The sequence below is a fragment of the Phocaeicola acetigenes genome (assembly GCF_027529745.1).
GTDB classification, from domain to species: domain Bacteria; phylum Bacteroidota; class Bacteroidia; order Bacteroidales; family Bacteroidaceae; genus Phocaeicola; species Phocaeicola acetigenes.
In genome coordinates this window covers 207,067-220,463 of the sequence record NZ_JAPZVM010000001.1, presented here as the reverse complement: position 1 = coordinate 220,463, position 13,397 = coordinate 207,067, and the positions used below count along the sequence as shown (strand labels likewise).

Genomic DNA, 13,397 nt, shown 5'->3' with positions numbered 1-13,397 from the left:
GAATCAGTCAATATGGATATAAACCTGATAACGCGTATCTGCAAATACGGAAGTCAATGACAGATATCCTCGGCAGATTCGTCCCTCTTTCATGCACAAAGGATATTGCTCCATCATCTTCTGATGCTTCTCCAGAGCAAGTCCGTCGGCTGTATAATGCTCTACAATATAACGTCCATGTGCGGAAGGATGCACATAGCGGTCGAAGATAATTCTTGATATCACTCCCATATTCATACGTAAATTTATCTCTACACAAGGGTGAATCAGATATTTATCATCTTCATTACAAATCATCATGTCTACCCCTAAATAACCTTTATAATCTTTACCTAATAATGTAAAGAGTGTTTCCTTCAGTTTTTGTTGCACAATCTGTAAAACAGATTGTGGAAGATATGCAGTCAGCCGCCTTTCTATCTCTTCATTCGAAAGCAAAAGATTTTCTTTATAATTCCCGTGCGTATCCGTTTCGAAAAGAGAATAACCGGCAAATGAAATTTCAGAATCTACATAAAACTCCATTGCAAAATCCACCACCTTATTATAATAAGGTTCTGCAACGATAGTCCCCTGTGTGCGAATAATCCGAGATATCCATCCTTCCACAGAATCACTCCAATTATCCAAAGACACATGAGCTAACCCCCTTCCGCTTCCCGACCAAGGTGCCTTCAACACCGTTTTCCCATTTTCTTTAATGAAAAATTTAACGTCTTCTATAGAATAACATAACTCCGATTTTCCACATGCATACGGTAAACTAGAAAAATGGGCCAAAATTTCCCGGCACCGTTGCCTGCCGGACAGATAACGAAGTCTTTTTAATTGTTCATCTGTAAGCAAAAATTTTTCTTCCACTCCGGCTCCTCTTAATGCATAAACCAGCGCAGGATTCCAGCCCCATGCTCTATATGGCATAGAATGGTACTCAGTACACCAATGCACATCAAGCATTATTCCCATTTCCCGACATTGTACTTCCAACTGATCGCCCCGTTGCAGTTTATCCGTTTTTACCCAACTTCCCTTTTCTGCTGCATACCATGCCGGAAGAGTTGACAAATCATTAGCCATCCGGATAATTTCGGATGTAGTTTTATAATAAGGTGTAAAGTTGGCTAAAGCCATATCATGGTCTGGATTAAACAAGTACAAATGTGCCATAATGTTTATCTGCTACGAAATTATACTGCAAATGTAAAACTATCTGTCATTATATGATTTCAGACAAATGATTTTTTATTCTTTTGCAGAACAGTTGGTCAACTTCTATGCAGAACTTAACCAACAACCTTCCAAAAGTACAAATAAAATACTGCCCTCTCTTTATAAAGACAACAAGTTCGTTTTAAGTTTTCCTGTATTTCTAACAAGATTCAATTAAATATTGCCAACTCCAGTTTGCAATATAACGAAGTATTCGTATATTTGCAACGAAGAAAAAGAAATTCATGGAAGCATTTTACAGAACACACAGTTACCTGATAGAACATACCAATGCTCCGGTACGCCGCGATTTGATGGATCAAATAGATTGGAGTCATCGGCTGATTGGTATAAAAGGCACTCGGGGAGTGGGGAAAACCACCTTTTTGTTACAGTATGCAAAAGAGAAGTTTGGATTGGACCGCTCTTGCCTGTTTGTCAACATGAACAATTTCTATTTCTCACAAGTGAGTTTGGTAGACTTTGCCGGAGAGTTTGTAAAACGTGGCGGCAAAGTATTGCTTATTGACCAAGTATTTAAATTGCCAGACTGGAGTCATGCACTTCGTACTTGCTACGAGCGCTACCCTCACCTTAAAATCGTATTCACCGGATCATCAGTGATGCGTCTGAAAGAAGAAAACCCCGAACTGAACGGTATTGTAAAATCTTACAATCTGCGTGGCTTTTCATTCCGAGAATTCCTCAATCTTCAGACAGGGAATCATTTTCCTTCTTATACGTTGGAAGAAATTCTGTCCAATCACGAACATATCGTCAAGACCATTCTTCCACACATCAATCCATTGAACTATTTTCAAGATTATATTCATCATGGATTCTATCCTTTTTTTCTTGAAAAAAGGAACTTTTCGGAAAATCTGCTCAAGACCATGAATATGATGATTGAAGTAGATATACTTTTAATAAAACAAATCGAACTGAAATATCTCTCGAAAATTAAAAAGTTACTATATTTGTTGGCAGTAGACGGTCCCGTTGCTCCTAATGTCAGCCAATTGGCTACAGACATACAGACATCGCGTGCCACTATCATGAATTACATGAAGTATCTGGCAGATGCCCGTCTCATCAACATGGTTTATCCGAAAGGTGAAGAGTTTCCTAAAAAGCCTTCTAAGATAATGATGCACAACACCAGTCTGATGTACAGCATCTATCCGGTAAAAGTAGAAGAGCAAGACGTATTGGAAACATTCTTTGTAAATACTTTCTGGAAAGATCATAAAGTAAACAAGGGCGATAAAGGCACATCTTTTTTAGTGGATGGCAATATTCAGTTCCGGGTTTGTGCAGAAAACAGCAAATTAAAGAACAATCCCAATGTATATTATGCCATGCACAAAATGGAATTGGGATACGGAAATCAAATCCCATTGTGGCTATTCGGTTTCCTCTATTAATATAGAAGACAGATTTTATTAACTAATATATAATTAGTAATTGTATGACTAAACAAAAAAAATTCATCACTTGTGATGGTAACCAAGCTGCAGCACATATTTCATATATGTTCTCAGAAGTTGCAGCTATCTATCCTATCACCCCATCTTCTACAATGGCTGAATATGTAGACGAATGGGCTGCTGCAGGCCGTAAGAACATCTTCGGCGAAACTGTTTTGGTTCAGGAAATGCAATCTGAAGGTGGTGCTGCCGGTGCAGTACACGGTTCTCTTCAGGCTGGTGCATTGACAACTACTTATACTGCTTCTCAGGGATTGTTGCTGATGATCCCTAACATGTACAAGATTGCAGGTGAATTCTTGCCTTGTGTATTCCATGTATCAGCTCGTACACTGGCTTCTCATGCTTTGTGTATCTTCGGCGACCATCAGGACGTTATGTCTGCACGTCAGACAGGTTTCGCTATGTTGTGCGAAGGTTCTGTACAGGAAGTTATGGATTTGGCTGGTGTAGCACACTTGTCTACTATCAAATCACGCGTTCCATTTATCAACTTCTTCGATGGTTTCCGTACTTCTCACGAAATCCAGAAGATCGAAATGTTGGAAAATGAAGACTTGGCTCCGCTGGTAGACCAGAAAGCTTTGGCTGAATTCCGTGAACGTGCATTGAGTCCTAACAAACCGGTAGCACGTGGTATGGCAGAAAACCCGGATCACTTCTTCCAGCACAGAGAATCTTGCAATCCTTTCTATGATGCAGTTCCTGCTATCGTAGAAGAATATATGAACGAAATCAACAAGATTACAGGACGTAACTACGGCTTGTTCAACTACTATGGTGCTGAAGACGCTGAACGCGTAATCATCGCTATGGGTTCTGTAACTGAAGCTGCTCGCGAAGCTATCGACCACTTGGTAGCAAACGGCGAAAAAGTCGGTTTGGTATCTGTACACTTGTATCGTCCGTTCTCAGCTAAACACTTCTTGGCTGCTGTTCCTAAGACTGTTAAACGTATCGCAGTTCTTGACCGTACTAAAGAACCGGGAGCAACAGGTGAACCTTTGTTCCTCGATGTAAAAGAATGTTTCTACGGACAGGAAAATGCTCCGGTTATCGTAGGCGGACGTTACGGATTGGGTTCAAAAGACACAACTCCGGCTCAGATCCTTTCTGTATTTGAAAACTTGGCATTACCAATGCCGAAAGATCACTTCACTGTAGGTATTGTGGATGATGTAACATTCACTTCACTGCCTCAGAAAGAAGAAATCGCTTTGGGTGGCGAAGGTATGTTCGAAGCTAAATTCTACGGTTTGGGTGCTGACGGTACTGTAGGTGCAAACAAGAACTCTGTCAAGATCATCGGTGACAACACTGATAAATACTGCCAGGCTTACTTCGCATACGACTCTAAGAAATCAGGTGGTTTCACTTGCTCTCACTTGCGTTTCGGTGATCATCCTATCCGTTCAACTTACTTGGTAAACACTCCGAACTTCGTAGCTTGCCACGTACAGGCTTATCTGCACATGTACGATGTAACTCGTGGTTTGCGTAAGAACGGTACTTTCCTGTTGAATACTATCTGGGAAGGTGAAGAACTGGCTAAGAACTTGCCAAACAAGGTTAAGAAATATTTCGCAGAAAACAACATCACTGTTTACTATATCAATGCAACTAAGATTGCTCAGGAAATTGGTTTGGGTAACCGTACCAACACTATCCTGCAGTCTGCATTCTTCCGTATCACAGGTGTAATTCCTGTTGATTTGGCTGTAGAACAGATGAAGAAATTCATCGTGAAGTCTTACGGTAAGAAGGGTGAAGACGTAGTCAACAAGAACTATGCTGCTGTAGACCGCGGTGGTGAATACAAACAATTGACTGTAGATCCAGCATGGGCTAACCTGGAAGTTGAAGCAGCTGCTGCAAACAACGATCCAGCATTCATCAACGAAGTAGTTCGTCCTATCAACGCTCAGGACGGTGACTTGTTGCCAGTATCTGCATTCAAGGGTATCGAAGACGGTACTTGGTATCAGGGTACAGCTAAATACGAAAAACGTGGTGTAGCTGCATTCGTTCCAGAATGGAATCCTGAAACTTGTATCCAGTGTAACAAGTGTGCATACGTTTGTCCTCACGCTGCTATCCGTCCATTCGTATTGGATGCTAACGAACAGGCTGGTGCAAACTTCACAACACTGAAAGCTGTTGGTAAACAGTTTGACGGTATGACATTCCGCGTACAGGTAGACGTTATGGACTGCTTGGGTTGCGGTAACTGTGCTGACGTATGTCCGGGCAACCCGAAGAAGGGTGGCAAGGCTTTGACTATGAAGCCGCTTGAAACTCAGTTGGCTGAAGCTGCTAACTGGACTTACTGCGCTGAAAACGTGAAGTCTAAACAGCACTTGGTAGACATCAAGGCTAACGTGAAGAACTCTCAGTTCGCTCAGCCATTGTTTGAGTTCTCTGGAGCTTGCTCTGGTTGTGGTGAAACTCCATACGTTAAACTGATTTCTCAGTTGTTCGGTGACCGTGAAATGGTTGCTAACGCTACCGGATGTTCTTCTATCTACTCTGGTTCAGTTCCTTCAACTCCTTACACAACAAACGAAAAAGGTCAGGGTCCTGCTTGGGCTAACTCATTGTTCGAAGACTTCTGCGAATTCGGTTTGGGTATGGAATTGGCTAACAAGAAACTGCGCAACCGTCTGGAAGAAGCCATGAAAGCTGCTATCGCTGCAGAAGGTACTCCAGCAGAATACAAAGAAGCATTCCAGGAATGGATTGATGGTCGCAACGATGCAGACAAGAGCAAAGCTGCTGCTGAAAAGATCATCCCAATGGTAGAAGCTGCAAAAGACAAATGCTCTTACTGCGCTACTATCGCTGAATTTAAAGACTATCTGGTAAAACGTTCACAGTGGATTATCGGTGGTGACGGTGCTTCTTACGATATCGGTTACGGTGGTTTGGATCACGTTATCGCTTCTGGTGAAGATGTAAACATCTTGGTATTGGATACTGAAGTTTACTCTAACACTGGTGGTCAGTCATCTAAGGCTACTCCTCTGGGTGCTATCGCTAAATTTGCTGCTTCTGGTAAACGTGTACGTAAGAAAGACTTGGGTATGATTGCTACTACTTACGGTTATGTATACGTAGCTCAGATTGCAATGGGTGCAGACCAGGCTCAGACTTTGAAAGCTATCCGCGAAGCAGAAGCTTATCCAGGTCCATCATTGGTTATCGCATACGCTCCATGTATCAACCACGGTTTGAAAGCTGGTATGGGTAAATCTCAGGCAGAAGAAGCTAAGGCTGTAGAATGTGGTTACTGGCACTTGTGGCGCTTCAACCCGGCTTTGGAAGAAGAAGGTAAGAATCCGTTCTCACTCGATTCTAAAGAACCGAACTGGGAAGGCTTCCAGGATTACCTGAAGGGTGAAGTTCGCTTCGCATCTGTTATGAAACAGTATCCTACAGAAGCTGCTGACTTGTTCGCTGCTTGCGAAGACATGGCTAAAAAACGTTACGCTTCTTACAAGCGTATGGCTGCCATGGACTGGAGCAATGAAGAATAATATTATTCTTTCATAATACATCTGATAAGGAGTCCTATATGTAGGACTCCTTATTTTTTTATCTGTTTATACCGTCCCAGTCTCCAGACTTTTCCTTTTCTTATTTTGTTACTTTCTATAATTAGAAAAAAAAACTATCTTTGTCTTATAATTTAAACATATTAATATAAAAACAATAACACTATGACAACAGAACACGTAAAATGTCTGATCATTGGATCAGGACCTGCAGGATATACAGCAGCAATTTATACAAGCCGCGCAAACATTTCTCCTGTACTTTATGAGGGAATACAACCGGGTGGACAGCTTACTATCACCACAGAAGTAGAAAACTTTCCCGGTTATCCTGAAGGAGTAACAGGTCCGGTTTTGATGGACGATTTGCGCAAACAGGCAGAACGCTTCGGAGCAGATATCCGTCAGGGTATTATTACCAAAGCAGACCTTAGCCAGGCTCCTTATAAGTTCATTATCGACGATGAAAAAGAAATCACTGCCGATACTGTAATCATCTCAACAGGAGCTACTGCAAAATACTTAGGCTTGGAAGACGAAAAGAAATATGCCGGAATGGGTGTAAGTGCATGCGCCACTTGCGACGGATTCTTCTACCGCAAGAAAACCGTAGCAGTAGTAGGTGGTGGTGATACAGCCTGCGAAGAAGCTATTTATCTGGCAGGATTGGCAAGTAAAGTATACCTTGTAGTCCGCAAGCCATACCTCCGTGCCTCTAAGATTATGCAGGAGCGTGTCTTGAACCATCCTAACATCACTGTTCTGTTCGAACACAACGCAGTAGGTCTTTACGGAGACAACGGTGTAGAAGGTATGCACGTAGTAAAACGTATGGGAGAAGCAGATGAAGAACGTTATGATGTAGCAATCGACGGATTCTTCCTGGCTATCGGTCATCAGCCTAACTCAGCAATCTTCAAACCATGGGTTCAGACAGACGAAGTAGGTTATATCATCACAGAAGGAAGTTCTCCACGCACAGGAGTTCCTGGTGTTTTCGCAGCCGGTGATGTAGCCGACCCACACTACCGCCAGGCAATTACAGCAGCTGGCAGCGGATGTAAAGCAGCTATTGAAGCCGAACGCTATCTTTCAGCGAACGGACTACTATAAAACCTATAAATAAAACAGCTATGAAGAATCTTTTTAAAAAGACATGCGCCATTGTCGTTGTTTTAGGAGGAATGGTCAATACTCATGCCCAACAAATGCCTCCTATCCCCACCGACCCCAGTGTACGCATTGGTAAATTGGATAACGGACTTACATACTATATCCGACACAACGAACGGCCTGAAAAGCAAGCAGAATTTTATATTGCACAAAAAGTAGGCTCTATCCTTGAAGAAGACAACCAGAGAGGATTGGCTCACTTTCTGGAACATATGTGTTTCAACGGAACCAAGCACTTCCCGGGAAACTCATTAAGAGAATATCTGGAATCAATTGGTGTAAAGTTTGGTGTAAATCTTAATGCCTATACAGCCGTAGACGAAACAGTATACAATATCTCGAATGTACCTGTCATTCGTGATGGTATTATAGATTCCTGCTTGCTGATTCTTCATGACTGGGCAGACGATCTGACTTTAGACCCCAAGGAAATAGATAAAGAACGTGGAGTAATACACGAGGAATGGCGTACCAGTATGGGAGCCCAAATGCGTATGTTCGAAACCACGTTCCCATTAATCTTTTCCGGAAGCAAATACGCACACAGACTGCCCATTGGTACAATGGAAGTAATAGACAACTTCCCTTATCAGGATTTAAGAGACTATTATGAAAAATGGTATCGTCCGGACCAGCAGGGAATCATTGTTGTAGGTGATATTGATGTCGACCAGATTGAAGAGAAAATAAAAAAACTTTTCTCTCCTATCAAGATGCCGGCTAATGCTGCAGAACGCGTGTATTATCCTGTATCCGACAACAAAGAGCCCATCATTTCCATTGCAAAAGACAAGGAACAGCAAGTTACACAAATATATGTATACCATAAGCATGAACCTGTTCCTGCCGAAATGAAAAAAACAATGGGATATCTGGCATACAATTATACCACTTCAATGATTGAAAGTATGCTGAATACCCGTCTTTCAGAACTTACTCAAAAAGCCAACCCTCCTTTTATCGGAGCCGGTGTAGGCGATGGAGAATTTATTCTGGCCAAGACAAAACACGCTTTCACAGGAGTGGCTGTCAGCAAAGACGATGGTATAGAAACTGCATTGGCTACTTTAATGAGAGAAATTGAACGCGCACGACGCTTCGGCTTCACCTCTACAGAATATGCCCGTGCAAAAGCTGACTATCTGAGTGCTTTGGAATCGGCTTACAACGAAAGAAGCAAGATGAAGAACAGCCAGTTTGTACAGCAATACGTATCAAACTTCATCAACGGAGAGCCAATTCCCAGCGTAGAGGATGAATACAATATTTTGTCGCAAGGCATTATACCAGCCATTACAGTAGAACAAATCAACGCTACCCTCCAAGGGTTGGTTAGTGATAGCAATGTAGTAGTCACTCTATTCTGTCCGGACAAACCGGAAATGAAACTTCCTACTGAAGCAGACATCAAAAAAGTGCTGGACGATGTAAAAGCAGAGAAACTGGAAGCATATGTAGACAAAGTTTCCAACGAACCTCTGATGAAAGAGATTCCGGCCGGTGGTAAAGTTGTGAAAACAGAACAGGGTGCCTTTGGTTCTACTGTACTGACTTTGAGCAACGGAGTACGTGTTATTTTAAAACCAACCGACTTCAAAGCTGATGAAATCAGAATGCAGGGATTCAGCAAAGGAGGAAGTTCTCTTTTCGACAGTAAAGATTCTATCCAGTTCAATGTATTGAACCAGGTAGTGGCATTAGGAGGACTGGGCAACTTCAGTCTGACCGACTTGCAGAAGGTACTTGCCGGTAAGATGGCTTCTATCTCTACATCAGTCAATACCCTGTCGGAAACTGTAAAAGGCGGATGCTCTCCAAAGGATTTGGAAACTATGTTACAGCTTACCTACCTTACATTTACCGCTCCGCGTATGGACCAGCCTGCCTTCGAATCGTATAAATCACGTATGAAGTCACAATTGGCCAACATGGAAGCAGATCCAAGCGTAGCTCTAAGCGATACTATTTCCAAAGAAATCTACGGAAACAATCCCTATGCATTGCGCATCAAAGCTCACATGATAGACCAAATTGATTACGCAAAAGTAATAGAACTCTATAAGAACCGCTTTAAGGATGCAAGCGACTTTACTTTCATCCTGATAGGTAACATAGATCAGGCAACAGCCCTTCCTCTTATAGAAAAATACTTAGGCGGACTGCCATCTATCAACAGAAAAGAAGATTTCCGCAATGTAGTGGAAATACGCAAAGGTCAGTCTCGTAATGTCTTCCACAAAGAATTACAGACAGAAAAAGCTACCGTATTCCTGTTCAACAGCGGAGAATGTCCGTATACATTAAAGAACCTCATCCAAATGAGTATGCTTTCTCAATTGCTTACAATGAAGTATACAGAAACCGTACGCGAAGAAGAAGGAGGATCATACGGCGTAGGAGTTTCCGGAAACATTGGAAAATATCCAAAAGAAGAAGCTACTTTGCAAGTTTACTTCGATACCGACCCGGAAAAACGTGCAGAAATGACCAAGCTGATAGACAAAGGTATCTCTGAGTTTATAGCCAATGGTCCGGATGCAGACAACCTGAAAAAAGTGAAAGAATATATGCTGAAAAATTTTGAATCCAACCAGAAAGAAAACGGATATTGGATGAATCTGCTCTATTCTTTCTATTGGGAAAATCTTGACCGTGCTGCCGGATATAAGGAACTTGTAAACAATATTACAGGGGCAGACTTGCAGGCATTTGCAAAAGCATTCTTCAGTCAGAACAACCGTATTGAAGTCAGCATGACTTCCGGTGATACAAACTGATAATCTTTATTGTTCCAATAAAACAAGGAAGACAACCTGCGTGAAAGGTTGTCTTCCTTATTTTTTATTTGTATCAGTTGTACACCTTGCTTTTTCTGGTGTACAATCGGCGACGTTGGACATATATTCACCGATGTCGGATACAAAACCAACGACGCCGGCTGTACATTCAACGTCGTCGAATAAAGCACTTCAATATAAAAGTTCACTCACAGAAGCATTGTTTTATCATACATAAGTTACAATCATTTTCTTCTATCTCTCTATAGGCAGACTTTATAAGCACAAATCATTCTTTTTTCTGTTCTCTCTTCAAGTTTTCAGCATAAGTCTTATCAGCATCCAGCCCGAAAAATGAAAAAATCTCCCTTTTAATCTTTTTATTCTTCGGATCACTTAACGGACTAAAAACATAGCATTCCGCACTCTCTTTTTCTTCTTTTTCTAAATCAGAAATATTGTAAATTTCCCAACCTATACCTATCTTACAATATGGATTATCTCGGCCATCCTCTCCTATCAGAAACTTATTAAATAACCGGTCACTTGTTTCCTTGTAAATCAATCCATACTGTAAGAATACAGTCTTTCTATCCATCAGACTTCTCCCGTAAGTTATTACAGGCTCCCACTCTTCAGGAGAAACCGGTTTATTCCCTATAATTTTATATTCCCCATAGTAAAAACAATTATCCATAATGGGCTGCACATGAGAAACTGCACATACTTCCAACTCCTTTAAATCTGCATAAGGAATATCGGCCAACTTCCGATAAACCATGATGTACAATGGCTTTCCCATTAATTCTTTCAATCCGTAATTATTCTGACGAGCATACATTTCTGTTTTACGATAAGCATCTACATTCATCACAATACGTCCGAATCCCCATTTCCTTCTCCCTACTTTAAAGGTGAAAAAATCTCCTTCCCGGTATTTCACATGCAGACGTTCAGCCTGTCTGAAACACTCTATATCTTTCAAGTCTTCTTCTGTAGACTCTGTCATCCATTTATCAAGCCACTCGTGCAATGAGCAGAAATTAGCCCTGCGTTCCACATAATACTCTGTACGTGTGAAATTATTCCCTATCATTACACAACCTAGATCAAAATGGAAATAACATCCTTGTGGGCGAAAAGACAAGGCAGAGGCTGTCAATGGTTTCAGTTTTCCTCGCTTTGTCTTGGGTAATAAAAGCGTACGATTTTGGGTAGTATATTCACACAATTCCGTCTCATAATAGTTTCCCATTTCATCACTCTGTATTTCCTTACGGATAATATCTCCGTCAAAATACAAATATTTTCCAGCAATACAGACTAAGTTCCATGTATCCTTTACAGGAAGTAATCCTAAGTATCTGCGCTGTTCGTTGGTCAATTCAAAAGGAATCCGGGTATTTGAAACAAGTTCTTTCATACGCTTAAAAGATTAGTAAAGAATTCCAAATTTAAACAGAATTGAATAAAATAAGAAAGGTTCTGCAATAACAAATTGCAGAACCTTTTAAAGTTTCGATTTTCCACTTCAGCGGAAGCTGGGGGATTCGAACCCCCGGTACGGTTACCCGTACGACAGTTTAGCAAACTGTTGGTTTCAGCCACTCACCCAAACTTCCAAAGTAGCGCATACGGGAATCGAACCCGTGTTTCAGCCGTGAGAGGGCCGCGTCCTAGGCCACTAGACGAAAGCGCCATTCGTCTGTCTAAACAAGTCGTTAGGCTCGTCAAGGCATTTCAGAAAAGCGGAAGCTGGGGGATTCGAACCCCCGGTACGGTTACCCGTACGACAGTTTAGCAAACTGTTGGTTTCAGCCACTCACCCAAACTTCCAATCTTTCTGTTTTAGTAGTGCATTGCTCTCAAATGCGGTGCAAATATAGAGGGACTTTTTGACTTGTGCAAACTTTTGCAACACTTTTTTTATCGCCTTAAAATCCCTCTTAGAATAGTTGTCTGATTTTAAATCGATTAAGAAAAATTATTTCATGAAAACAAAATAAACCGCCATAATCAAACAAACGAATGCTGCCAGATGATTCCAATGCAAAGCTTCTCCTTTAAAAAATACGGTAGTAAACACTGTAAAAATAACCAGTGTAATGACTTCCTGAATTACTTTGAGCTGCATTAAAGAAAAAGGGCCACCGTTTCCTACAAACCCTATTCGATTGGCCGGTATCTGGCAAGCATACTCTGCCAAAGCAATACTCCAGGAAAATAAGATTACAGCATAAAGCGGCCAGTTTGAAATCACTTTCATTTCTTGCAGCTTTAAATGTCCATACCACGCAAATGTCATAAAGATATTCGATATGACAAGCAATAAGATTGTGTATAAAATTTTCATGTCAAATATAATATTATAATAAGATTATTTTTCTTCCGGCAATAAATCCGACTGTATATTACTCATACTTCCCCACAAACTGTAACGGGCTTCCGGATTCAGTTTCTCCAATGTGTGAAAAACTTCCTTAATGCTCGATCTATTAGAGTCTTTTTCGTATGGACAATTCTTGATTTGTTTTTTATATCCTCTATATGCTGCCATCTGCAGAAGGTCGGCTTCATGCACCAGACACATCGGGCGGATAATGGTCATATCAAACTTCCGCATCACCAGTTTAGGAGGCATCGTACTGAATGCACCTTGAAAAGTCATATTCATCAATAGTGTTTCCAATATATCATCCATATGATGTCCTAATGCTATTTTATTACACCCCTGCTCTTTTGCGACTGTAAACAAGGCTTTTCTTCTGTTCCATGAACAAAGGAAACAAGGAGACTTGCGCGTATCGGTAGAAGGATCGAAAGAAGTCTCATAACAGATGAAAGGTACTCCCAACGACTCTGCATAAGAACGTAAATAGTCCATATCCGATTCGTAAGATATATTTTTCATTACTACATGAGCCGCTACAACCGAGAATTTGGGCTTGTAAATCCGGGAACGCAAGGCAAGTAACTCCAATAAGGCAAGCGAGTCTTTTCCTCCCGATAAACCGACCAGAATTTTATCTCCATCTTCTATCAATCCGTATTGAACGACTCCTTTATTGAAACATTTCTGAATGCGACGCATCAACTTTTCTTCCATGATTCTTTTTTCCATATATCACATAAAAAATGGTTGCAAAAATACGAATTTTAGAAGAATATTTGTATTTTTGAATTTATTAAATAACAGCACG

Annotated in this window: 8 protein-coding genes and 3 tRNA genes; 4 read left to right on the top strand and 7 right to left on the bottom strand. The window is 41.1% G+C overall.

Annotation, left to right across the window (positions count from 1 at the left end):
* Positions 1 to 3: 3 nt before the first annotated feature.
* Entirely contained in the window at positions 4 to 1,167 is a 1,164-nt protein-coding gene (locus O6P32_RS00940) for a hypothetical protein (protein WP_269876341.1), read from the bottom strand.
* 287 nt (positions 1,168 to 1,454) lie between these two features.
* Between O6P32_RS00940 and O6P32_RS00935 the strand changes: the two genes are divergently transcribed.
* From O6P32_RS00935 to O6P32_RS00920, 4 genes are all read left to right on the top strand, one after another.
* Positions 1,455 to 2,633, top strand: a complete 1,179-nt coding sequence (locus O6P32_RS00935) for an ATP-binding protein (RefSeq protein WP_178266466.1) — start codon at positions 1,455 to 1,457, stop codon at positions 2,631 to 2,633.
* A gap of 44 nt (positions 2,634 to 2,677) precedes the next feature.
* Positions 2,678 to 6,229 carry a pyruvate:ferredoxin (flavodoxin) oxidoreductase gene (nifJ, locus tag O6P32_RS00930; RefSeq protein WP_269876340.1) on the top strand — a complete coding sequence of 1,184 codons (3,552 nt, stop codon included), beginning with the start codon at positions 2,678 to 2,680 and terminating at the stop codon, positions 6,227 to 6,229.
* Between the two features lie 183 nt (positions 6,230 to 6,412).
* A complete protein-coding gene (gene trxB / locus O6P32_RS00925; protein WP_178266468.1) occupies positions 6,413 to 7,360 on the top strand; it encodes a thioredoxin-disulfide reductase in 948 nt (315 codons plus the stop codon).
* A 20-nt stretch (positions 7,361 to 7,380) separates the two neighbouring features.
* A complete protein-coding gene (locus O6P32_RS00920) occupies positions 7,381 to 10,197 on the top strand; it encodes a M16 family metallopeptidase (RefSeq protein WP_405371906.1) in 2,817 nt (938 codons plus the stop codon).
* Between the two features lie 289 nt (positions 10,198 to 10,486).
* Here O6P32_RS00920 and O6P32_RS00915 read toward each other — a convergent pair whose 3' ends face one another.
* The 6 genes from O6P32_RS00915 to O6P32_RS00890 form a co-directional block, all read right to left on the bottom strand.
* Positions 10,487 to 11,620, bottom strand: a complete 1,134-nt coding sequence (locus O6P32_RS00915; RefSeq protein WP_269876339.1) for an immunity 26/phosphotriesterase HocA family protein — start codon at positions 11,618 to 11,620, stop codon at positions 10,487 to 10,489.
* A gap of 112 nt (positions 11,621 to 11,732) precedes the next feature.
* A tRNA-Ser gene (locus O6P32_RS00910) sits at positions 11,733 to 11,819 on the bottom strand.
* A gap of 4 nt (positions 11,820 to 11,823) precedes the next feature.
* Positions 11,824 to 11,896, bottom strand: a tRNA-Glu gene (locus O6P32_RS00905).
* 50 nt (positions 11,897 to 11,946) lie between these two features.
* Positions 11,947 to 12,033, bottom strand: a tRNA-Ser gene (locus tag O6P32_RS00900).
* Between the two features lie 148 nt (positions 12,034 to 12,181).
* Positions 12,182 to 12,550, bottom strand: coding sequence for a DMT family protein (locus O6P32_RS00895; RefSeq protein WP_178266409.1), 369 nt, complete (start codon positions 12,548 to 12,550; stop codon positions 12,182 to 12,184).
* Positions 12,551 to 12,574: 24 nt separating this feature from the next.
* Positions 12,575 to 13,318, bottom strand: coding sequence for an ATP-binding protein (locus O6P32_RS00890; RefSeq protein ID WP_340322084.1), 744 nt, complete (start codon positions 13,316 to 13,318; stop codon positions 12,575 to 12,577).
* Positions 13,319 to 13,397: the final 79 nt, after the last annotated feature.